Source organism: Psychrosphaera sp. B3R10 (genome assembly GCF_018861025.1).
Classification (GTDB): Bacteria; Pseudomonadota; Gammaproteobacteria; order Enterobacterales; family Alteromonadaceae; genus Psychrosphaera; species Psychrosphaera algicola.
The window spans coordinates 26377-49350 of sequence record NZ_JAHKQH010000026.1; the positions used below are offsets into that span (position 1 = coordinate 26377).

Consider the following 22974-nt stretch of genomic DNA (forward strand, 5'->3'; position numbering starts at 1 on the left):
GGTTACCTTAGAAAATTATGAACGGATACATTCTTTATGTGCGGGGCATGATACCAAATGATCATTCACTATGCCTACAGCTTGCATAAAAGCATAACATATAGTTGGGCCGACGAAACTGAACCCTAGAGATTTTAATGCTTTTGACATCGCTTCACTTTGTGGTGTTACCGCAGGAACATCAGATTTACTTTGCCATTCATTGACCAAAGGTTTGCCGTCGACAAATTGCCACAAAAATTCACTGAAACTCCCTTTTCCGTGGTCTGCTTCGAATGTGAGAAACGCTTTTGCGTTTTTAATAATCGAATTTATTTTTTGCCGATTGCGAACGATGTCAGGGTTTAACATCAGTTCTTCAACTTTATCTGCGTCAAATTTCGCTATTGCACTTGGCTCAAAGTTAGCGAAAGCTTTTTCATATCCAGCTTGTTTCTTTAGAATGGTAATCCAGCTCAAACCGGCTTGTTGCCCGTCTAAACAAAGTTTCTCAAAAAGATGACGACTATCAAATTGCGGACGCCCCCAAACTTTATCGTGATATTCAACGTAAATAGGGTCTGTGCCACACCACGTGCATGTCATATTTAAAACCTTAAAATTGGCGAAATCAGAATTCATTCTATTTCTTTAACTAAAAGAAATATAGCAGATACAAAAAAGCCAGTTGCATTGCAACTGGCTCATACTTTGTATCGCCCAATTAAATTAGAGCGAGTCTGTCACTGACAACGTCAGCGACGCAGTCTAATTAAAGGCCTTCAGCATTCTCAGCTAGGTAAGATGCAACGCCCGCAGGTGAAGCGTCCATTCCTTTTTTACCTTCTTCCCAACCAGCTGGGCATACTTCACCGTGTGATTGGTGGAAGTTTAATGCGTCAACCATACGTAACATTTCATCGATGTTACGGCCTAAAGGTAGGTCGTTAACAACTTGATGACGAACAAGTCCGTCTTCGTCAATTAGGAAAGATGCACGGAACGCAACACCAGCTTCAGGATGTTCTACGTCATATGCTTGACAGATAGAGTGTTTAACGTCTGCAACTAGTGCATAACCAACTTCACCGATACCGCCATTTTCAACAGCAGTGTTACGCCATGCATTGTGGCTAAATTGAGAATCGATAGAAACACCGATTACTTCAACGCCGCGCTTGTTGAATTCAGCTAAACGCTTGTCGAAAGCGATTAATTCAGAAGGACATACAAAAGTGAAGTCTAGAGGGTAGAAAAAAACAACTGCTTTTTTACCTTTAGTTGCTTCTGCAAAGTTATATGAATCTACGATTTCACCGTTACCTAATACAGCTGCTGCCGTGAAATCAGGTGCCTGACGGCCTACTAATACGCCCATGGTATTCTCCATTTTGTTAAAATATTAAAGCAAACATAATGTCTGCGTCTTTGAATTGCACACAGTATATATAGACCAATTTGATTAAACCAAGATGTTATTTCGATTAACTCTATCGGAATATTCGATTTACTCTAAAAAATATAACCTTTTGACCAGTAATTAGATCATTGTTCTAACTTTATTTTTCGAATGACTTTACAACTTAGACGGATTTTCACACAAATAGTAGTTGCTTTTTAACTTAATGAGAATTATTATCACTTGCATTAAGATTTGAGGTGATTTCATGTACGTTTGTTTATGCAAAGGCATTACAGATAAAGATATAAAAGAAGCGGTTCGCGCCCAAGGCGTGGGGTCTCTTCGTGAGCTAAAACAACTCATGCCTTTGGGGTCACAATGTGGCACCTGTACTAAAGTTGCACAAAAAATTATAGACGACACTATCATCGACGACACAATGTTTAAGGATGTTGGTTAACCCCTCTTTTTTGTGAATCTAAATGTGAATCTAATTAATAATAATTATCATTATTAACTTGTTGTTTTTATTATATTTTTTTTGACTCCCCCCCGAATAATAGCTATAATACTGAGACTCATTTCATTTGGAGTCTGACTATGAAAGGCAACAGCGCAATTTTATCCGCACTTAACGAAGTGCTAACTACCGAATTAACCTCAATAAACCAGTTTTTTTTACATGCTCGTATGTACAAAAATTGGGGCCTGTCAGCGTTAAACGACAAGTGTTATAAAAAATCGATTAAAGATATGAAACAAGCCGATGTTCTAATTGAACGCATTCTCTTTTTAGAAGGCTTGCCAAACTTGCAACGGCTTGGTGCCCTGTCTATCGGTGAAGAAACCCAAGAGATGTTAGGTTGTGACGCCAAGTTTCAAACCGCTCAAATTAGTCAAATGAAACCAATTATCGCTTTGTGCGAGCAAGAAAAAGATTTTGTTACCCGCCAAATATTAGTCGACATCTTAGAATATGAAGAAGAACATTTGGATTGGTTAGAAACTCAAGACTATCAAATCGCCAATATGGGTATTGAAAAATACCTGCAAGCTCAACTTTAGGAGACAACATTATGCAAGGTAATCAAAAAATTATTGACGCGCTAAATGGATTGTTAGCATATGAACTTGCGGCAATGGACCAATACTTTATTCACTCTCGTATGTATCACGACTGGGGATTCACCAAATTATTTGAGCGAATCGATCATGAATTCGACGATGAAAAAGGCCATGCGTCTTTGCTAATTGAACGTATTTTGTTTTTAGAAGGCACGCCTGATATGGTGACCCGCGATGGTCTGCAGATAGGCAATGACGTACCAAGTATGCTTGCCAGTGACTTACGAGTCGAACTTGCTGTAGCTCAAGCATTAAAAGATACAATGGCATTGTGTGAAACTGAAAAAGATTTTGTCACGCGTAACATGTTACAAGTTCTTATCGACGACACGGAAACCGACCATGCGTTCTGGCTTGAACAACAATTGCGTCTTATCAAAACAATCAGTCTACCTAACTATTTACAATCTCAAATGTAATGTCCAAATGGGGGTTCGCCCCCACTTTTTTGCAAAATAAAAATTAATTGCAAATTATTGATTTATTATCCTTTCAAACTCCTGTCATTTACTTAAAATAGACTCCCATACAAAATAATTGGCGAATTAGTATTAACACTGATCCCCACTTTTAATTAATCCATTCATAGGTTGCTTTTAAATGTTGCAAAAGCTGTTATATGCCATTTTCTATTTTTTCTTTTCAGTATTTTTAATCTTTTGGATCACCGCGACTTTTTTCTTAACGCCAATCACAAATTTTGCTCTTAAAGATTTTGAATTAGAGGTTAAAGATGGCGGCACAATTATATTTGATCCGGTACAAATTGCGCTCGATATAAGAGATTTCAGTCTTGTCCATAATAAAACCGAGCTGGTTCATTTTAAACACCTGATCGTCGACATTGCCGCGTTCCCATTATTAAAAGGTGATATTGCGTTTCACAAAGTTTATTTAGAAGGTCTTGATTCAAAAGTTAGACTCGAGCAGGAAAACGTCTTTTTAAATGAAGTTGATGTATTGGCACTCTTCGACTCTAAAAAAGCGACACCTGAGCTTGCCGCTGATGACGCCCCTATCGCGAATGTGAAAGACACTGAGCAGACTCAAGAACTGTCTAAAGACGCACAAGCTAAACCACTTAATATTGCAATTAAAAAGCTGCAACTTAAGTCAATCCATGTAGAGTTTTCTCAGCCTGAGTTAGCAACAACCATAGACGTTGAAAACTTTAATTTAAATAAGTTTAGTTTTGACGGTAGCGAGTTATCTGCACAAACAGACCTGCAATCTACTATCCAACTAACAGTAGATAATCCTGACAATCCAATTGACCTGAAAACGGATATTACATTAGATACCAAAGTTCTTTTAACACTAGGCACTGTGCTAGATGTAGATGTCGACGGATTTGACTTTGCACTCTCGAATACAGCTGTCGCCGCTGCGGGATACCAAATTGATAATCAGAACTTTCATATTGACTCAAAAACAATTCAAGTTCAGCTAGAAAATAATGCGCCTAAATCAATCGCTGCGGAATTATCTGTCTCACAACAAAGTTTGGTTATTCGTCCATTAGCGCAATTGGAAACTACACTTTCGTTAGCGTCGTTAACTCTCAAAGATATTGTACTATCCAATGATAAAACCCAACTAGTATTTACCCCTGAAGTATCGGTTGAGCAACTCGTGATATCGACACTTGTTGCGATGCAAGGCGCAGAACCATCTGATCCACTATTGTCACTTGATGCAGCAGAGATCAATCGAATCATTGCCAGCCAACAAAACGTGAATGTTGATGAAATACTTATCGGTAAAATTGGCATGAACGCCACAATGTCAAAAGACAAACAACTCACACCGTTATTCTTAGCGCCAGCCAAAGCTGACAGTGACACGACTCCAGTGCCAGAAAGCCCTACTGCTAAAACGTCAACTGCAGCGACATCAAGTGAAGCAGTCGCAAACACGGAGAAAAATACTGGGACTCAAGAAAGCACAGACAAAACAGAAGTTGCCGCGGCGACCGAAAAACAAACTGAAAGCAAAGTACTACCAAACATACGTGTCGGTAAAGTAACGCTGTTGGAACCAACAGATGCAAAGTTTCGTGATTTCAGTGTTAAGCCTGCATTTAATACGCACCTAAAAGTAAACACATTAAATCTAACCGAAATAAACAGTCTAGCGCCACAGCAAATCACTAAGTTTGAGTTGTCAGCTCAGCTCGACGAATATACTAAAATTGCCGCCAATGCAGACTTGCAACCATTTTTGCCAAAGCCGCAATATAAAGGGAAGGTAACGGTAGATGAATTAAGCCTGCCTGAACTTTCGCCTTATGTCAGTTCAGCGCTTGGTTATAATATTGAAAGTGGTCAGTTAGACTCTAAAGTATCGGTAAAAGTTGATGGAACCGCTTTATCTGGCAAATCGTTGACTCACCTTAAATCTATGGAATTAAATGCCATTGAAGAATCTGGTGAGAAAAATAACTTAAGCGGTGGCGCTATATCGTTTAATGCTGCACTTGGGATGTTAAAAGATGGCGACGATGTAGTTGAGCTCGACATCCCTATCAAAGGTGATTTGAATAAACCATCTGTTGGCCTTTCCGGTATTATGAGTTTAGTAATCAAACAGGCAACAATGTCTGCTGCTAAAGATTATTTAATCACTAGCTTTTTACCATATGCAAAAGTCGTCAAAATTGCGATGTCCGCCAGTGACCATTTACTAAAAATTCGCTTTGAGCCTTTGATTTATCGACCTGATGATATCCAAGTCCAAGACGAACAACTTGAATATATCTCCCAACTGGCTGCAGCTTTAAAGCAAAACCCAGATATTAATATCAAGTTATGTCCAGTAGCGACCCCTGCAGAATTAGGATCAGAGTTTAATAAAGATGATCGAATTCAACTCGCCCAAAAACGTGGCGTTGCCCTTAAAACACTGTTGATTAATAACTATGCCATTACGTCTAAACGTTTGTATTCTTGCTCAGCAAAAATAGATGCCGACGACGATGCAAAACCAAGAATTGACATCGACCAATTATAAACCTTCATAGAGTCAACTCTCCCACTGAGTTGACTCTTAATTTCAGAACAAAAAACGTCATTGTTATGCGACAGTTAAACAGAACGCCGTCATTTCCTAGCGTGTAAAATTAGATGAGCCATAGCGATATTCAGAACCTCCAAACGAGTGCAGTGGAAGTCCATAGTTCGCTTTCAATTAGCTCATAATTCCAGAACAAAAAACGTCATCCCAAAAGAGCCACAGCGATATTAGGGATCTCCAACCAAGTGCAGAGGAAGTTCATAGTTCGCTTTCAATTAGCTCATAATTCCAGAACAAAAAACGTCATCCCAAAAGAGCCACAGCGATATTAGGGATCTCCAACCAAGTGCAGAGGAATTTCATAATTCGCCTTGCAGGCTGAGTCTTTCTTTGCCCTGCGGGCAGCTATTTCGACTGCGTCGACCATACTTTTTGCAACAGCCGCTCTTTGTTTCTAAGATCATGTAGGCAAAAAGGCCGCTTTCGGCTAAATCCCTACTCCTTATTTAAGATTTATATTATCGTCGAAGACGGAATGTACGCACATCCCTATGCACATTCCTTGCAACGGCGTCCCTGCCGTTCACTTCGAGATATAAATCTCAACTAAGGGGGATTCAGACGAAGGGAATGTCGCCTGAACTTAAGGTGTAACAACACCTTGTTTTAAAGAAAAACCACCTTCAGAACAAAACAGAATAAAACGTCATCCCCAAAGCTAGTAATATGAGTCGAGCCACAGCGATATTCAGGATCTCCAACCAAGTGCAGAGGAAGTTCATAATTCGCCTTGCAGGCTGAGTCTTTCTTTGCCCTGCGGGCAGCTATTTCGACTGCGTCGACCATACTTTTTGCAACAGCCCCAAAAGTAGGCAAAAAGGCCGCTTTCGGCTAAATCCCTACTCCTTATTTAAGATTTATATTATCGTCGAAGACGGAATGTACGCACATCCCTATGCACATTCCTTGCAACGGCGTCCCTGCCGTTCACTTCGAGATATAAATCTCAACTAAGGGGGATTCAGACGAAGGGAAATGTCGCCTGAACTTAAGGTGTAACAACACCTTGTTTTAAAGAAAAACCACCTTCAGAACAAAACAGAAAAAAACGTCATCCCCTAAGCTAGTAATATGAGTCAGCCATAGCGATATTCAGGATCTCCAACCAAATGCAGTGGAAGTCCATAGTTCGCTTTCAATTAGCTCATAATTCCAGAACAAAAAACGTCATCCTGAAAGAGCCTAAGCGATATTCAGGATCTCCAACCAAGTGCAGAGGAATGTCATAATTCGCACTAAAGAATGCTTGAATGTTGCTAGTAACGCCAATGTATAGCGCACCAGAATATTTTTACTTTCGGAGTTGTTTGTTGGAGATTCCAAATATCGCTGGGGCGATTTTGGAATGACGATCTTTTCTAAAAACCTGTGGGGTCAGAGTTGCTGATCGCAAAATGCCCCACGGTTTACAAAGCTTGATAAGTCAGCGACAGCGATATTCAGAACCTCCAACCAAGTGCAGAGGAAGTTCATTGTTCGCTTAAATATTTTAGGCCCAGAAAATCAGCAAACTCAGCTTCCGCTGTATTATCGCTCAATTCTCCAAGGCGGACGTTCTAATTTAATATCTTTACCAACTGCCTTTGAAATTAATGGCACTAATCGCTCCTGTGATGAACTCACAAGGGAGAAGATGTGTCCTTGAATATCAGTTACTTTAACTGTTGTTTCCATATCGACAGCGGGATTGAAGACCGTCTGGTTTTTAGCAATCACTTCTCGAGACAATGCTTGTTTCTCAATTTTATCAGCGATCACCTTTTTGGTTTCAAGTTTATTGGTTTTTGTCCGTGCGGTTCTACCAGCTCGGTGTATATAATCATTATTGTTAACTGGTAAATCGTAGTTAATCACATAATACAAACCGCTAATATCAATACCACGGGAAACAATGTCAGTAGCAACTAGACATTTAAATTCGCCATCTTTAAAGCCAGCTAGTCGTTGCTGTCTTTGTTTTTGCGAGATTTCATTATGGATACCTGTTGTAACAAATCCTTCGTCATTTAAAATCTTGGTTAAAAAATTAACGTCAAATTTAGTACGAGCAAAAATTAATACTCGGTCACAGTTGATCATATTTAACAAACCAAATAAATGTTTGTTTTTATCGTCACCATAACAACGGTACATTGTATGTAAAATTTTATCTAAAGCTGGTTGTATACTGCCGCCTTTAACAATTTTAACTCTGTTTAAATGTTCTTGATTAAACTTGTTTAAGGTTTTTGAATCCGTTGCAGAAAACAGAACCTTTTGTGCTTTTTTCGGCATCGCCGCTAAAATATTTTTCAGCTCGTGATAAATACCCATGCTGACCAATCTGTCAGCTTCGTCCATAACAAAAAATTGAATGTCATTTAATGAAATAGCTTTTATCTTCATTAAGTCAATCAGTCGCTTTGGAGTAGCAACAATAATGTCCGTTCCACGTTTAAAGCGATTGACTTGTGATTGAATACGCACCCCACCAAATATACTGATGGTACGCAATTTTAAACCTTTACCATATTGACCAATTGACTCTTCAACTTGTTGCGCCAGTTCTCGGGTAGGTACTAAGAACAACGCACGGATAGGTCTAACTTGGTCTTCACTGTGATCAGTCTGACTTAGCTCTTGCAATATAGGCAGTAAATAAGCCGCAGTTTTACCGGTTCCTGTCGGGGCAATAGCGTAAGTATCGGTGCCAGAAAGTACTGCACCAATTGATTTTTCTTGTATATAAGTTGGCTTTTTATAGCCCAAACGCTTGATATTAGATTGAAGCGTTGTGTTAATGCCCAGTTTTGCGAAAGTCGTCATTATGATAATTTATTTGCGAAGAATGGCCGCATTATACCTAAACTAATCAAAAAAACCTCACTCGATATGTACACCTAGAATAAAACCACCAAATTTATTTAAACTGCAGCCACTAAATATCATGTATTCGGCAATTATAATGGACGATAATGCGAGCAACGAGACAAAGCCGACAATCACTTGAATGTAAAAAGTAGGGCGACTTATGAGACAATGCAGGGAGCAACTAAATTGCTAAATTTAGCTTATTAACACTCTTATGGTCAAAACAATGAACGACCTCGGTACTAATCTAAATAGGTTAAATATAAGCTAAATACATAAAACACAGCTAAATTTACTAAAAACTAAACCAAAACTTAACACTTCGCGTATATAGATAATGACCTAACAGAAAAAGTGACCTAAATGTTCTCAATATTTAAAAAAGATCCAATTAAAAAGTTAAATAAAACTTATGAAACAAAACTAGAGCAAGCGATGTTGGCGCAACGAAACGGGAATATCAGAGCATACTCAATGATTACCGCTGAAGCTGAAAAAATTGCCGAAGAAATTAAAATATTAGAGGATGCCAAAAGTGCCCAATAATGCGTCTGTCACTTTAGACTAATTAAGCGAACTCAGCGATGCAGGTGCCACCATTTTGTGGCTTATAAAGCGAATTCTACCAGCGTGATAATGCATCTTTGTCTTTATCATTAAATTCAACCCAACGTTCGCCTTCTGTTGTTTGCTCTTTTTTCCAAAATGGCGCGTCGTTCTTGAGGTAATCCATTATAAATTGTGAAGCACTAAACGCGGCTTCACGGTGTTTACTTGTAACGCCCACAAATACAATCTGTTCGCTCAAACCTAATGACCCCACGCGATGAATAATTGTTATTCTCCCTAGTGGCCATTTTTGTTTCGCTTCCAACGCGATTGTCTCAAGCGCTTTTTCCGTCATTCCAGGATAATGTTCTAGGGTTAACCCCAATACTTGATGCCCTTGATTATAATCTCGAACCAAGCCAGTAAATGTAACAACTGCACCGTTTTCTGTGTCGTTTGCCAGTAACTTTTGGTATTCACTACCTAAGTCAAAGTCATCATTTTGAACTAATACCCTAATGCTATTTAACATATTAGCCCCCTGTGACCGGCGGAAATAACGCGACTTCATCATTCGGATGTATCGTATGGTTTTTATCGACCATGGTCTGGTTTACAGCCACTAACAATTTATTATTGGTGAGATAACGTTGCCATTGAGGATATTGCGTCACTAGTATGCCAATTAAGTCTGCGACCGCTGTCGCTTCTTTCAGCTCGACTTGAACTTGTTCACAACCAAGTTGCTCCCGTAATTGGGCAAAAAATAAAATATCGGTCATGGCCAATCCTACTTAAAAATATTTATAAAAATCAAACAACTTTAAACTGAGCATAAACCGTTTGTCCTGTATCTAACGCCATACGTTCCTGCGACATTGCCGAAATTTCGGCCAAGATTGTTTGCCCATTGACGGTTAGTGTTATTAAAACGTAATTTTGCTTTTGTTCGACACTTTGTATTGTTGCCGGAAGTTGATTCACCATACTTGAAGACTGGCTACTTTCTTTATTAATAACCACTTTTGAGCCATCGATAACGAGGTATTCAAGTTCATCATCGCTATCAGAAATATGACTAAACAAAAGTAACTTTTCGGTACCTTCAACTTGCCAGCGTGTTAATTGGTATTGCGCTAACCTTGCATCAAATTTTACACTAAGTTGGCTTAATGTAGGCTGATTATTTGTCGATGAAATTTGCGTGACTAGCTTTTTACTCGGGCCTTGGCTGACCACTTCGCCCTGTTCAATCCAGACAATATGATCGCAGCACATGGCCAGTTCTTTTAACGAATGACTCACCATAACAAACTGCATTTTGTAGTCACGTTTCAATTTTCTAAGTAACGAGGCAAATTGATCCCGACTATGCCAATCTATCGCCGAAAATACTTCATCTAGCAACATCACAGGTTTTCCCGACATTAACGCTCGGGCAAATATGATACGTTGTTTTTCTCCCGACGATAACGCGTTAATCGCTCGCTGCAATAGGTGTTTTATGCCGCACCAATGGACCACATCATCTAGTGTATATGGAATGTTTGACGTTTTTTTCCCGTGTTTAACCACAAAATCAAGGTTTTGTTGAACGTCTAAATGTGGAAACAAATGCGTTTTATCCGACACGATAACAAAGGGGCGATCAACCGCATTTACGTCTTGCCACTGCTGTTGGTTATAATCGATATTCAGTGTTTCAAAAGACGCGGAGTGTATTCCTGCAACAGCCTTTAACAACGTCGATTTGCCGCTTCCTGAAGAACCAAATATGCCCACAATATCTGTTTCGACTGGTAACTGACCCTTTAATGAAAGTCCATTTTGATGGGCGCGAAATTTAAAGTGACTCGATGTTATTTCAAAATTCATTGGCCCGCACCTTTAAACGGGCCAAAGCCGCGATTAAATTTGTAAAGCAGCACTAAACTTGTAAACGAAAACGCCACCAAAATAAACGCCAACTGATTCGCGGCCGCATAATTTAAAGTCTCAACATGGTCATACAACGCGATAGACAATACTTGGGTTTCTCCAGGAATATTGCCACCTATCATTAAGACCAGTCCAAATTCACCCAATGTGTGGGCAAAACCTAAGGTCATTGCCGACAAAATAGCAGGCCTTATAAGCGGTAAAACAAGAAACAAAAACCGCTTTACACCGTTCACGCCTAAAGATTTCGCGGTATCGATAAGATCATGATTAATTTGTGAAAACCCAGTTAATAGCGGTTGCAAAACAAAAGGCAATGAATAAATAACAGACCCAAATAAGATCCCGGTAAAGCTAAATGCAAGATAACTTCCAGTGAGATCAAACCACAATTGTCCCAGGAAGCTTTGGGGCGCAAACGCCAAAAGAAAATAGAAACCCAAAACGGTCGGCGGCAATACTAAAGGAAGTGCAATAACCGCTTCAAATATTGGCTTTAAACGTCCCTTATAACGTGACAACGCCCATGCTGCAGGTAACCCAAATATCAGCAATAATACTGTGGTTAGTAGCGCCAATTTTATCGTTAACCAAAGTGCGGTTAGGTCAGCTAATTCATTCATTGATTTTTGTCTTGTATCCTAACTCTCGTAATCTTTTTTGGGTGTCGGTGGACAACATAAATGTGACAAAGGTTTGCGCGAGTTGCACTTCAGCGGTACGTTTTAAAATGACTAACTGTTGCTCAATCTCTGGATACCAGTCCGCGCGGAGCGTAATGTAATTTAAATACTTAGGGTCAGCAAACCGATTATACCCATTGACGACTGATGATTTAGCCACCAAACCAGCCTGCACGTTACCACTATCGACATATTGAAAGGCCTGCCCTACGTTCATCCCCTTCACCAACTGCACCGGTTTTCTGAGGTTTAGTTGCTTTAATACCGCAATGGCCGCTTGCCCGTAAGGCGCCAATCGTGGGTTAGCGATTGCGAGCTTAGTATTATAGTTTTTAAGAGTATCAAGCGTCATGTGTTTTGTGTTTGGTTGCCACCAAATTAATTCACCAACGGCATAGGTTTTTAAACTGTTTTTATAAGCGAGGTTATCAGCGATAAGTTTACGCGGGCGTTCTGAGTCTGCTGATAAAAACACGTCGTACGGCGCTCCATTGCTGATTTGACTAAAAATAATGCCAGAAGAACCGCTGGATATTTGCAATTTATGGGGCTGATTCTTTTCAAATTCGGTTTTTAACTCAGACATAACATGATAAAAATTAGTCGCAACAGCCACGTTTAACGTAGCAGCATAAGTAGGCAAACTCAAAACAAACCATAATGTGGCAATTATTTTAACTATCATGAGATGTGAAACATTTTTTAATGTGCCCTGTAAGCTATCATAAATTTGAGTATTTGACGTCGCCGATACCTGCTCACATGTTTAAATTAAATAAACTTGAACATACATGTGCGCAAAACGCCTAATTTAGCCTAACCTTTTGTGTAAGCACTGACGGATCCTTTATCAGTGCACTTATTTTTACCCTAAAAATCATTACCAATTGGTCGAGTCATATGCATGAATTTTTAAATGAGATTGTTGCTCTGCGGATGAAGTTAGGCTTTGAAACTGCGATTATTTCAAAAGTATTGGACAGAAATTATTATATTGAAGTCTGCCAATCTGATCATATATCCATCAACAAGGGTGATATCTTTAATTTAGAAGATACCTATTGCCAGAAAGTCATCTCCGCAAAACAAATCGTTACTTATAACAGTGTGGAAAAAAACCAGCATCGGACCTTACACCCCGCCTATAAATTGGTGCAATTGCTCAGCTATATTGGCTGTCCAATTTACAAAGACGGTGTAATTTGGGGCACATTAAACTTTAGCTCAACTGCGTACCGACACAAACCACTTGTACTTGAAGAAATAGAATACGTGACTAATCTAGCCGAAAAAATTTCTCTTTACTTAGATACATAAAATAAGATCTTAAGCCCTTGATCTAAATTTCCAGATGTCGAATAAGTAGAAGAAAATTCCCACCACGTTTGACGACGCATCTCTTGAAACAAAATATTAAAATGCCCTAATTCCGGCTCCGGCTCTATAACTCTAAATTCACATTTATCAATTTTACAGGTGACGCCGACAAGCTGCACACTGCTTTGAAATTCGTGATTAGCAAAAAAGTCACGTATTAATAGCTCAGTGTCATAACCCCATTCATGATCTTCCGGCTGGTTAAAAAAATCATACACTTCATCACGTTGTTTGCCTCTAAAGCCGAGCAAAAAATTAGAAAACGGCTCTTCGACCAAAGCCGTCATTTGCTCATTTGTGATGTCGCTTTCTGCAAATTGCCCAAGCTCTCGCTGTAATCGTCTGTTTTCACTTTCAAGTTCTGAAATTCTAACCGCAACGTCACCCAATTGCTTTCCGCCGTGATCAACTTCTTCGGCTAATATCATGGAGCTTTGTTTTAGGTCGTCGTTCTCAAGTCGTACTGATTCCAACTCTTGTTGCAGTAATTTAATTTGCTCTTCTAATTGCAACACTTGGTCAATATCTTCAGACGTTCGATTATCTTGCAACGCCACTATGCCACGGTATCTGTCAGCCTCAGTGGTTTCTACTTGATTAAAATCAGATGTATCGGATTGTTGTTGGTCGTGCGCTGTCGTGGTCTCTGTCCTTTGTTCAACGTAAGAGAATGTCGCCAAACTCCCTACAATTAAGCCAACCACTAAAAAACTGATATGTTTGACGTCCATAATTTAATTCCTTTGTCAGACCTAGCATGTTTATTTAAGTACAACATTCTGCCGACATCAACCTCATTTAACAACGGTTAATTTCATGAGATTTTATATAGTGTTACGTAAATTTTAGGGTCAATAAGAAAAAATGAAATGAGTGTTTTAAGGATAGGTGGCATTACACCTTACTTTTATCACAGTGGATCTGAACTTAAATGGAGGGCATGAGTTTTAAAAATGATGGACGAACAATCAATGGGGATTGAGTGACGAGCCATACCGTCAATAATCGCTTGGGTCGCCTATAGCGCCAAATTCTGTCGGGCCACTGGATTCAATATCGGTCAGCTAATCTATGTGCTTCACGCTGAGCATAAGCAACCAAGTCGCAATAAAAGTCATCAAAGTTATTAAACTCTATTGCTCCCTCAGACCGAAACCAATCAACCGCATTTTCTAGCGCGACAGGTCGAGTTAACCGAGTGCTGATCCGCATCAATACTCGTTTAATGGTATCAATATCACCATAGCTAGTTAACCAATCCATTTGTTTCATGTTGCTAATGGTTTGAATAAACCGAGGAGACATAATCTCATTATCAACCGGTAAATTATCGTAGCAGTGGGCAGAAAACTGCTCCAATGCCATGGGATGATATTGGCCAAAATTTTTCGCTAATAGATAATCAAAAAGCACGTCCAATATAATGCCACCATACTTCCGATGTTCAGGTAGCTTTGACTTCAAATCTAAAACGATAGGATGTTGATCAGTAAATGAGTCCACCAGCCTATGTAGCTGAATACCAATTTTAAGGTCGGTGGGTACCGCCATCGTTGCCACATTTCCTTTGACAAAGTCGCCTAGCAAACTGCCCACATAAGAGGTGTCAGTCTGATCAGCAAGATGTAAGTGGGCAAGGTAATTCATTTTTAATTACGAAACAATCAAACTCAAAACAGTTTAAATTAGATCAATTTTTCCATGCGTTTAATCATTTTAAAATCTAACTCAGAAATTCCGCCGGCGTCATGTGTGACAAGATATACATCCACTTTATTCCAAACGTTAGACCACTCAGGATGATGAATTAACTTTTCGGCGTGCATGGCGACTTGAGTCATCCAGCCAAATGCCTGAATAAAGTTTTTAAAGACAAACTGCTTAAACAATTTTCCGTCGACTAATTGCCATTGTGCGTCTTCAGATAATGTTGCATTAATCTCTTTTAATGCGGTTGTTAGTTCTTGATCGTTTAGTTTTACCGCTGCCATAATTCCCTCAATTTTCAATACTGTCGATGTGCCGTCAATAATGACGAGCTTAAAAATAAAATCAAATTATTGCTTAATATTACGCATGTTCAGATGGCAAATAACCCTGACACATTGACGGTTCTATTACAAAATCGGGCGTCGACCACCAATGACCAAGTTGCTGTTCAAACCTAGATAATTCACCACTGGTAATAAAAGTATCATCAATGCCCTTAGCCTTTTTTACAGCGCCAACAGATAACATTGAGTCACTTGAACCACTAGACTCGGCAGTAACCAAGCGCCGAACCTGTTTAGCCACAGCAACTGACGTATCAATTATTGTGACTGAAGCATGGTGCTTAGCTAACGCGGTGACAATTTCGTTTTTGATCAAACTGTAGTGTGTACAACCAAGTACCAAATAGGTCGTTTTTTGGGCAATAATTTTTGAGACATAGGGGGCCAAAATAGTTGAGTCAAATTTTGAAGCGCTATTAAGAGATTCGACATAGTCGGCCAATCCAATGCAAGGTATATCTTCAATAGTAGAGTACGATTGAAAGCCCGTTTTTACGTTTTGATAATGCTTACTGTTTATCGTTCTTGCTGTCGCCATAACGCTTATTATAGGCGTTGTGGCCGCTTCAACTGCTGGTTTAAGGCCTGGCTCAACACCAACAAAAGATACTGAAAAGCGTTCTCTTAGTACTTTGATGCAATTGACTGTCGCGGTATTACACGCCACAACGATGAGCTCACAGCCCTTCTCAATTAAAGTGGTAACAACACGAATACAGCGTGTAATCAACTGCGATTCAGGCAACTCACCATATGGGTTGTAAGCGGAGTCTGCAAAATAAACAATAGGCGAATCAGGTAATAGGCGTTTAATTTCACTCGCAATTGAGAGCCCACCGATTCCTGAATCAAAGACGCCTATTGTTATAGTTTCTGAGGACATCGTTCGAATTTAGTCTATTAGATGTTGATTAAATCGTTCTCGCAAGTCACCTTCAATTGGGATCGCTTTACCCGTTTTTTGGTCCAAAACAACAAACGTTATATCTGCATCAGCTACAACGGTTTCAGTTCCTTTAACCGTAATCACCTGATTAAACACTGCGCTTTTGTTGCCTACTTTAGATAATTTGGTTTCAATCGCAAGTACTTGTCCCATATACGCACCTGTACGATATGAAATATTAATATTTACGATGACCCACGCTAAACCTAAACTTTGAAAATATTCAATATCGCCGGTTTCTTCTAGGTACTGCCAACGCGCATCTTCTAAAAATTCCAGGTATCGCGCATTATTTACGTGTTGGTAAACATCAAGGTGATAACCACGAACGGTCACAAAACTAATTTGACTCATAGGGATCCTTTTAACGTCTACGACGTTTTTTCTTTTTAAGCTCTTCTTCTTTTTCTTTGTTAGCTTCGCGCTCAGCTTCTTTCTCTTCCATGATAACTTTTGCCGCTAAGCCAAGCTCTACAGTTTCAAGGGTTATTGGCCCAAAAACACCACCGCGATATTCATTAATAACTATCTCAGATACTTTATACAAATCAGCAATACCGCCTTTACGCATACATGCACGGTTTTTCGCAATAAGATCCATCACATCAATAGGTTGCTGTGGCATCTCATCAAACTGAAAACGGTCCATTAGCAACTGAGGGTAATATTCCATCAAATATTCGATGAGATAGTACGCAATATCTTCTTTTTCAGTCACTGTGTCTTTAATGCCGCCCGTAATCGCTAAGCGATAACCACAATCCTGAGGCTCTAATTTAGGCCACAAAAACCCTGGAGTATCATGCAATACAATATTGTTGTCTAAACGAATACGTTGCTGTGCTTTAGTAACACCCGCCTCATTGCCTGTTTTAGCGATAATACGGTCTGCCAAAATATTAATTGTTGTCGATTTTCCAACATTTGGAATTCCGCATATCAAGGCTCTAAGTTGTTTATCTTGGCTTACGCGATGCGGCACCATATCAGAGATCACATTAAGTAGATCTTTAATGCCTTTTGGATCATGCTGCGTTATCGCTATTGCAGTTATGCCACGTTCTTGCTCTAAATGTTCAAGCCATCTAGCGGTTTGAATGGGATCGGCTAAATCACTTTTGTTTAATACTTTTAAAACCGGCGTATCGCCGCGGAGTTTTGGTACTAAAGGGTTTTCACTAGAAAAAGGGATCCGTGCGTCCAGAATTTCTATGATCACGTCCACCTGCGGCATAATCTCAGCGATTTCTTTTCGCGCCTTGTGCATGTGGCCGGGAAACCAGTTTATTGCCATTTTATTCTCCAGATAACGTTAATGGGCGAATTTTACCTGTTTTAGCGCCAGTCACAACGTTAAACTTTATAAACCACTAACATTGAAAAATTGATAATTACCCACCACTATAAAAACACGTCGATATTTTAGGATTTTTAAAATGAGTACAGCAGTCATCACTGGAGCAAATCGCGGCATTGGTTTAGCCCTAAGCCAACAATTAGCAGCGAAAGGTTGGGGCATTATTGCCATTTGTCGCAGCGACTCAGAGGAAATTGAGCAAATAGCCGATATGGTCATCAGTGGCATCGACATTACCCAACCAGACCATATCCAGCAGGTAAAAAAGGTTTTAGGCGATACGCAAATCGACCTCTTAATCAACAATGCAGGGCTACTGCAAAACGAGACTTTAGGTGAAATTGATTACGATTCCATTCGTCAACAATTTGAAATCAATACGTTAGCGCCGCTGCAGGTAACAGAAGCCTTGATTGACAATATGATTGAAGGCAGCAAAATTGCCAATATTACAAGTCGTATGGGGTCGATTGCAGACAACGATTCAGGAGGTCGATACGGTTACCGCGCGTCTAAAGCTGCATTTAATGCCATTGGTAAGTCGTTAGCCGAAGATCTAAAAGTACGTGGCATTGCTGTTGCACAATTGCATCCAGGTTGGGTTCAAACACGTATGGTTGACTTTAGTGGTTTACTTACCGCCGAAGAATCTGCCGCTGGACTTATTGAACGTATTGAAGAATTAACTCTTGGTAATACGTGTGGCTTTTGGCATTCAAATGGCGACGTCTTGCCTTGGTAGCACTTCTTTAATAAGTGAATTAAAAGCATAAAAAAACGCGGATAATCTTATCCGCGTTTTGTTTTTAGCGCTCAGAATAACCAACAACATGTGCTAAAGGCTAACGTAAGTCTATTTTTTAGGCTGGAACTTCAATGCCCTGCTCGCGCATTTTAGCCAACTTATAACGTAACGTACGCGGACTAATGCCAAGTTTTTCAGCAACATCTTTGCGTTTTCCCTGACACATTTGCAACGTATCTAAAATAATACGATTCTCTTGGTCACGTATTTCCATTTTAAAATCCGGCGTATCATCAGCATATTCGCTCGCTTGAATTTCGGCTGCAACATGGTCAACCGCAAATTCTTCAACCAAAATGTGTTCACTTTCCACATTAGAATCGGTGCACAGGATCAAGGCTCGTTGAATAACATTGTCGAGTTCTCGCACATTCCCAGGCCAGCTATGATTAAGCAGTTTCATTTTAGCTGTTGGGCTAATTTCAGGAATTTCTCTTCCCATATCAACGCAATAGCGATTCAATAAATGCATAGCAATTGGAATAATGTCATCTTTACGTTTAGATAAACGTAACCAACGAATTGGGAAAACATTCAATCGATAATACAAATCTTCCCGGAACTTACCACAGCGTACCGCTTCCATTAAGTCGCGGTTAGATGTAGCCAATACTCGAACATCGAGCTTTATCGTTTTACGACTGCCCAAACGTTCAACTTCGCGTTCTTGTAACACACGCAGCAGTTTTGCCTGTAGATTCAAATCCATTTCAGTGATTTCATCTAACAAAATTGTACCGTGTTGGGCTTGTTCAAACTTGCCGGGACACGCTTGAATTGCGCCGGTAAATGCGCCTTTTTCATATCCAAATAATGTCGCTTCCAACATGTTGTCTGGAATGGCTGCGCAATTAATCGCGACAAAATCGTGTTCTGCTCGATTAGACTGGTCATGAATGTAACGCGCCATAACCTCTTTACCTGCACCACTTGGGCCCGTTATCATCACTGACGCTTCTGACACGGCAACTTTGGCTGCTAGCTTTAACAATTCAATACTTTTGATATCGGCAACGACAGGGCTGTGTTTTTCAACCTGCTTAACTGGCGCATAACGCCCCACCATATTGAGCAAAACTTCCGGTGCAAATGGCTTGGCCATATAATCAATTGCGCCGTATTTCATCGCCTCGACTGCGTGGTCGATAGTTGCATATGCGGTCATCAATAAAAATGGCGTTTGCGGGTACAGCTTTTTAACTGATTTTAATAAGTCGAGTCCTGTTAAGCCGCCCATTTGAACGTCTGAAACGATTAGGTCAATGACCCGCTGTTTCATTACAACAAGTGCAGCTTCTGCTGAATCGGCTTCAACAACACTGTAACCGGCAATAGATAGCGTATCGACTAACGCTTCTCGTAATCCTGAATCGTCTTCTACGACTAATATTTGAGTCTGACTCATACGACTTCCTCCTGTTGTGTAGACACGTCAATGGGTGCAAGAGCATTAAGCTTAATTGGTAAATACATTCTAAATATTGCACCGCCACCTGGTTTATTCTCAACTTCAACATGACCTTGGTGAGCCTGTGCGACAGTTTTAACAACCGACAGTCCCAGTCCTGTTCCCTGAGAACGCGTGGTATAAAACGGTTCAAATATTTTATTGATTAAGTTTTTCTCAACACCTGGACCATTATCTTCGACAGAAATGATCACTCGATTTGGTTTTATCTTGTCACGTTGCGCAGCAACATGAACGTGCACACCTTGACCTACAACCTGTACCGCATTGTGGATTAGGTTTGTGATGGCACTGGATAAACTGGTTTTGTTGGCAAGCAAACAAATATCTGGTTCTGGTAAGTCGACGGTTAGGTCACCTGCTAAGCTCACCATAGCGTCGGAACTTTGATGCACAGACGTTAATAACTGTTGCAACGAAACTTGTTCTAAAACTTGGTTTTCACCACTTTTGGCAAACATCAACATGTCATTAACTTGTTTTTCCAAGTCGGATAAACGCGACGATAACTTGTCGACAAAATTAAGTCGTTGATCCACTTTCAAGCGGCTATTTTTTAAATTTGCGGCATATAACATCGCTGCAGACAAAGGCGTTCTAATCTGGTGCGCTAAACTCGCGACCATACGCCCAAGTGCAGAAACCCGTTGAAGGTGACTGATCCGTTCTTGCAAAATTCTTGTTTCAGTTAAATCCGTCATCACAATTAACTGACCCGATTTTAATGGGGTAATTTCAAGTTTAACTCTACGTCCATTACGGAGTGAAACTTCATGGCCGTCATCTTCTCTAGGTTTAAAAGAGCGTCCAATAACGGTTCGCCATTTTTCACCCTCAAGTGGTTCGCCAAGCAAACTAATTGCCACTTTATTAGCTTGAGAAACCATGCCTTTTGCGTCTAATACCACAACGCCGTTTGGCATAATGTCGACTAGATGACTCAACTCAGTATTACGGTCACGTAATTTCTGAATTTCAGCTTGTCTGATCTCGGATTGATCCTTAGAAGGTGATGTCGATTTATAATCTTCGGAAAAGCTTCTAAACGCAGGCGAAAATGAAGCCAATTTAACCTTGGCTGTTTTACTGCGTTCACTTTGCAATACTGACTGAATATTCACTGACATAATGTTATCTCTATGGATTTAATACACAGAAACTAAAACAACTATTGTGCCAACTTTATTTTATATAAATAACAATGAGTTAGATGTTGATTTTTGAGGATCCTTTAAAACAACAAAATTTTGACGCTGATTAAAAAGGAAAAAAATGGCGTGGGATCTTAGCGCTAAAAAGTGGTTATTTGAGTCAAGTTACGACCCAAATAACCCTTTAACTTATTCGTCTTTATTCAAATCGTACTTACGCATTTTTTCAACTAGCGTTGTGCGACGTAAGTTTAGGATTTCAGCAGCACGAGCAACAACATAGTCAGTTGTTTGTAATGCTTGCTCAATTAAGTTTATTTCAAGTTCAGATAAAAACTCTTTAATGTCTAACCCTTCAGGTGGCAACATTACGGTTGTTGGATCTGCCAGCGACGTGGCTGACATAACAAAATCCTCGGAACCGTCATCATCTTCATCATCGTTCAATGCAAAGATGTCGTTAAGTGCCTGACGCTCTAAAATTTCATCTGGGTATTCAGGAACAAACGGCGCTTCGTCGGTATAACAATATCGAGGTGGTAAGTCATGTACATCAACCACTTGATTTGGAAACATAATTAACAAACGTTCAACTAGGTTCCCTAATTCACGAACATTACCAGGCCATGGATGCTCTTTTAGTGACTCTAACGCGCGGTCCGTTAAATTAAACCGAGCTTTATGCTCACGTTCAAATCGGCTTGTAAACTCTTGGATAAGCAAATGTAAATCATCTGGTCGTTGCTTTAATGAAGGTGATTCAATAGGAAATACGTTTAGACGATAATAAAGATCTTCACGAAAAGTCCCTTCTTCAATCATGTCTTCTAAATTACGATGGGTTGCCGCAATAACCCGAACGTCAGCCCGAATTGGCTTACTGCCCCCGACTCGCTCGTAAGTACGTTCTTGCAAGACTCGAAGTAACTTCACTTGCATTTGCAGCGGCATGTCACCTATTTCATCTAAAAATAGCGTGCCGCCCTGAGCCAATTCAAAGCGCCCTTTACGAGATGAAATCGCACCGGTAAACGCGCCTTTTTCGTGACCAAACAATTCGCTTTCTAACAATTCACCGGGTATTGCACCACAGTTAACAGGCACAAATGGGCCTTTAGCGCGTAAGGATAACTGGTGAACATTTCGTGCGATGACCTCTTTACCTGTACCGGATTCCCCTAATATAAGTACGTTGGCTTCTTTTTCTGCGACTTGACCTATTAAAAATTTAATTTCATTTAATACTGAAGTTTGGCCAATTAAACCGTCAAACTTATTACCGCTGCTATTTGATCTGAGTTTCGGCAGCAATCGTTTGTATTCTTGGCAGTCTCGAATTTGCTGCGTTACTGCAGGGTAAATGAAAGGTTCCGACAAAACGCCGATAACATTTTTTAGTTCGAATAAAAACTTTAAGGTTTCACCGATGAGTAAAAACGGGATCCCTGGCTGTGAACGCACTAACGCTTCATGATCGCTGGAGGACAACGCGCCTAATATGCAGGCGTCTACATCATCTTCATTAGTACATCGGGTTTGAAAATCGTTATAGCTAACAACAACACTTGTTTCGCCTATAAAAGTTAAAATACCGTGGAGTAATGATGCTCTGCGTTCATTTTCATCAACAATGATGATCTTGCCCAAACCGAGCTTTTGTTCAGATGACATATACAACCTAATTTTTACTATCGTTATGAAGATAATTGTAACGAGGTCGATCAGAGTTGCAAGTATTAAACGACAAAACTTTGACGAATTTAACTATTTAGCCTAATTATTGACACTATTCACAAATTTTCGCAAGAAACCTGTGGGGTCAGAGTCGCTGATCGCAAAAAGCCCGCTATTCCCAAGCTTTATAAGTCGGCCGCGGCGATATTTGGAACCTCCAACCAAGTGCAGAGGAAGTGCATAGTTCGCACTAAAGAATGCTTGAATATTGCTGGTAATATCAATGTATAGCGCACCAAACTATTTTTACTTTCGGAGTCGCGTGCTGGAGATCCCAAATATCGCTGGGGCGATTTTGGAATGACGATCCTTTCTAAAAACCAGTGGGACAAAAACCTGTGGGGTCAGAGTCGCTGATCGCAAAAAGCCCGCTATTCCCAAGCTTTATAAGGCAGCCATGGCGATATTTGAAACCTCCAACCAAGTGCAAAGGAATTTCATTGTTCGCTTTTAATTGGCTCAAACCATCTGAACAAACCATCAT

General features: G+C 40.0%; 24 protein-coding genes. 7 read left to right on the top strand and 17 right to left on the bottom strand.

Going from position 1 to position 22974, the window contains the following annotated elements; all coding sequences use genetic code 11:
- Positions 1 to 15: 15 nt before the first annotated feature.
- Together KO525_RS09775 and KO525_RS09780 are read right to left on the bottom strand one after the other, a co-directional pair.
- Positions 16 to 621, bottom strand: coding sequence for a DNA-3-methyladenine glycosylase I (locus KO525_RS09775; RefSeq protein ID WP_252736877.1), 606 nt, complete (start codon positions 619 to 621; stop codon positions 16 to 18).
- Positions 622 to 751: 130 nt separating this feature from the next.
- Complete coding sequence (locus KO525_RS09780; protein WP_215963623.1) at positions 752 to 1357, bottom strand: peroxiredoxin; 606 nt, start codon at positions 1355 to 1357, stop codon at positions 752 to 754.
- Between the two features lie 289 nt (positions 1358 to 1646).
- Here KO525_RS09780 and KO525_RS09785 point away from each other — a divergent pair, with 289 nt between their 5' ends.
- The 4 genes from KO525_RS09785 to KO525_RS09800 all read left to right on the top strand — a co-directional run bounded on the left by KO525_RS09785 (position 1647) and on the right by KO525_RS09800 (position 5515).
- Positions 1647 to 1841, top strand: coding sequence for a (2Fe-2S)-binding protein (locus KO525_RS09785; protein WP_215963624.1), 195 nt, complete (start codon positions 1647 to 1649; stop codon positions 1839 to 1841).
- 140 nt (positions 1842 to 1981) lie between these two features.
- The gene (gene bfr, locus KO525_RS09790) at positions 1982 to 2446 is read left to right on the top strand and encodes a bacterioferritin (protein WP_215963625.1); all 465 of its coding nucleotides are present in this window, start codon (positions 1982 to 1984) and stop codon (positions 2444 to 2446) included.
- An 11-nt stretch (positions 2447 to 2457) separates the two neighbouring features.
- A complete protein-coding gene (bfr, locus tag KO525_RS09795; RefSeq protein WP_215963626.1) occupies positions 2458 to 2925 on the top strand; it encodes a bacterioferritin in 468 nt (155 codons plus the stop codon).
- A 181-nt stretch (positions 2926 to 3106) separates the two neighbouring features.
- Complete coding sequence (locus KO525_RS09800; RefSeq protein ID WP_215963627.1) at positions 3107 to 5515, top strand: DUF748 domain-containing protein; 2409 nt, start codon at positions 3107 to 3109, stop codon at positions 5513 to 5515.
- Between the two features lie 1590 nt (positions 5516 to 7105).
- Here KO525_RS09800 and KO525_RS09805 read toward each other — a convergent pair.
- Entirely contained in the window at positions 7106 to 8383 is a 1278-nt protein-coding gene (locus tag KO525_RS09805; RefSeq protein WP_215963628.1) for a DEAD/DEAH box helicase, read from the bottom strand.
- A gap of 408 nt (positions 8384 to 8791) precedes the next feature.
- On the opposite strand from KO525_RS09805, the gene KO525_RS09810 reads away from it, so the two are divergent.
- On the top strand, positions 8792 to 8974 hold the full coding sequence (locus tag KO525_RS09810; protein ID WP_215963629.1) for a DUF6435 family protein: 183 nt from the start codon (positions 8792 to 8794) through the stop codon (positions 8972 to 8974).
- A gap of 76 nt (positions 8975 to 9050) precedes the next feature.
- Here the strand turns inward: KO525_RS09810 and moaE are convergent, their stop codons facing one another.
- Genes moaE through modA form a run of 5 tightly spaced genes read right to left on the bottom strand, consistent with a single transcriptional unit; the run spans position 9051 to position 12283 of the window.
- Positions 9051 to 9509, bottom strand: coding sequence for a molybdopterin synthase catalytic subunit MoaE (gene moaE / locus KO525_RS09815; protein WP_215963630.1), 459 nt, complete (start codon positions 9507 to 9509; stop codon positions 9051 to 9053).
- 1 nt (position 9510) lies between these two features.
- The gene (gene moaD, locus KO525_RS09820; RefSeq protein WP_215963631.1) at positions 9511 to 9759 is read right to left on the bottom strand and encodes a molybdopterin converting factor subunit 1; all 249 of its coding nucleotides are present in this window, start codon (positions 9757 to 9759) and stop codon (positions 9511 to 9513) included.
- Positions 9760 to 9790: 31 nt separating this feature from the next.
- The gene (locus tag KO525_RS09825) at positions 9791 to 10852 is read right to left on the bottom strand and encodes an ATP-binding cassette domain-containing protein (protein WP_215963632.1); all 1062 of its coding nucleotides are present in this window, start codon (positions 10850 to 10852) and stop codon (positions 9791 to 9793) included.
- Complete coding sequence (gene modB / locus KO525_RS09830; RefSeq protein WP_215963633.1) at positions 10849 to 11538, bottom strand: molybdate ABC transporter permease subunit; 690 nt, start codon at positions 11536 to 11538, stop codon at positions 10849 to 10851. Before modB ends, KO525_RS09825 begins: the two co-directional genes overlap by 4 nt.
- Positions 11531 to 12283 carry a molybdate ABC transporter substrate-binding protein gene (gene modA / locus KO525_RS09835; RefSeq protein ID WP_215963634.1) on the bottom strand — a complete coding sequence of 251 codons (753 nt, stop codon included), beginning with the start codon at positions 12281 to 12283 and terminating at the stop codon, positions 11531 to 11533. The genes modB and modA overlap by 8 nt, the downstream gene beginning before the upstream one ends.
- Before the next feature lie 215 nt (positions 12284 to 12498).
- On the opposite strand from modA, the gene KO525_RS09840 reads away from it, so the two are divergent.
- Complete coding sequence (locus tag KO525_RS09840) at positions 12499 to 12915, top strand: GAF domain-containing protein (RefSeq protein WP_215963635.1); 417 nt, start codon at positions 12499 to 12501, stop codon at positions 12913 to 12915.
- Here the strand turns inward: KO525_RS09840 and KO525_RS09845 are convergent.
- The 6 genes from KO525_RS09845 to ylqF form a co-directional block, all read right to left on the bottom strand.
- Entirely contained in the window at positions 12900 to 13706 is an 807-nt protein-coding gene (locus KO525_RS09845) for a hypothetical protein (protein ID WP_215963636.1), read from the bottom strand. The genes KO525_RS09840 and KO525_RS09845 overlap by 16 nt on opposite strands.
- 319 nt (positions 13707 to 14025) lie before the next feature.
- On the bottom strand, positions 14026 to 14622 hold the full coding sequence (locus KO525_RS09850; protein ID WP_215963637.1) for an ACP phosphodiesterase: 597 nt from the start codon (positions 14620 to 14622) through the stop codon (positions 14026 to 14028).
- A 38-nt stretch (positions 14623 to 14660) separates the two neighbouring features.
- Positions 14661 to 14966 carry a 4a-hydroxytetrahydrobiopterin dehydratase gene (locus KO525_RS09855; protein WP_215963638.1) on the bottom strand — a complete coding sequence of 102 codons (306 nt, stop codon included), beginning with the start codon at positions 14964 to 14966 and terminating at the stop codon, positions 14661 to 14663.
- 79 nt (positions 14967 to 15045) lie between these two features.
- Positions 15046 to 15912: a glutamate racemase gene (murI, locus tag KO525_RS09860; protein WP_215963639.1), complete on the bottom strand. Its 867-nt coding sequence runs from the start codon at positions 15910 to 15912 to the stop codon at positions 15046 to 15048.
- A gap of 9 nt (positions 15913 to 15921) precedes the next feature.
- The gene (locus KO525_RS09865) at positions 15922 to 16329 is read right to left on the bottom strand and encodes a thioesterase family protein (protein WP_215963640.1); all 408 of its coding nucleotides are present in this window, start codon (positions 16327 to 16329) and stop codon (positions 15922 to 15924) included.
- Between the two features lie 10 nt (positions 16330 to 16339).
- Positions 16340 to 17269: a ribosome biogenesis GTPase YlqF gene (ylqF, locus tag KO525_RS09870; protein WP_215963641.1), complete on the bottom strand. Its 930-nt coding sequence runs from the start codon at positions 17267 to 17269 to the stop codon at positions 16340 to 16342.
- A 142-nt stretch (positions 17270 to 17411) separates the two neighbouring features.
- Between ylqF and KO525_RS09875 the strand changes: the two genes are divergently transcribed.
- Positions 17412 to 18074 (top strand): SDR family oxidoreductase, encoded by a 663-nt coding sequence (locus tag KO525_RS09875; RefSeq protein WP_215963642.1) that lies wholly within the window; start codon positions 17412 to 17414, stop codon positions 18072 to 18074.
- 118 nt (positions 18075 to 18192) lie between these two features.
- On the opposite strand, the gene KO525_RS09880 is transcribed toward KO525_RS09875, so the two are convergent.
- The 3 genes from KO525_RS09880 to KO525_RS09890 form a co-directional block, all read right to left on the bottom strand.
- Positions 18193 to 19542: a sigma-54 dependent transcriptional regulator gene (locus KO525_RS09880; RefSeq protein WP_215963643.1), complete on the bottom strand. Its 1350-nt coding sequence runs from the start codon at positions 19540 to 19542 to the stop codon at positions 18193 to 18195.
- Complete coding sequence (locus KO525_RS09885; RefSeq protein ID WP_215963644.1) at positions 19539 to 20732, bottom strand: PAS domain-containing sensor histidine kinase; 1194 nt, start codon at positions 20730 to 20732, stop codon at positions 19539 to 19541. The genes KO525_RS09880 and KO525_RS09885 overlap by 4 nt, the downstream gene beginning before the upstream one ends.
- Before the next feature lie 213 nt (positions 20733 to 20945).
- Entirely contained in the window at positions 20946 to 22427 is a 1482-nt protein-coding gene (locus KO525_RS09890) for a sigma-54 dependent transcriptional regulator (protein ID WP_215963645.1), read from the bottom strand.
- Positions 22428 to 22974: the final 547 nt, after the last annotated feature.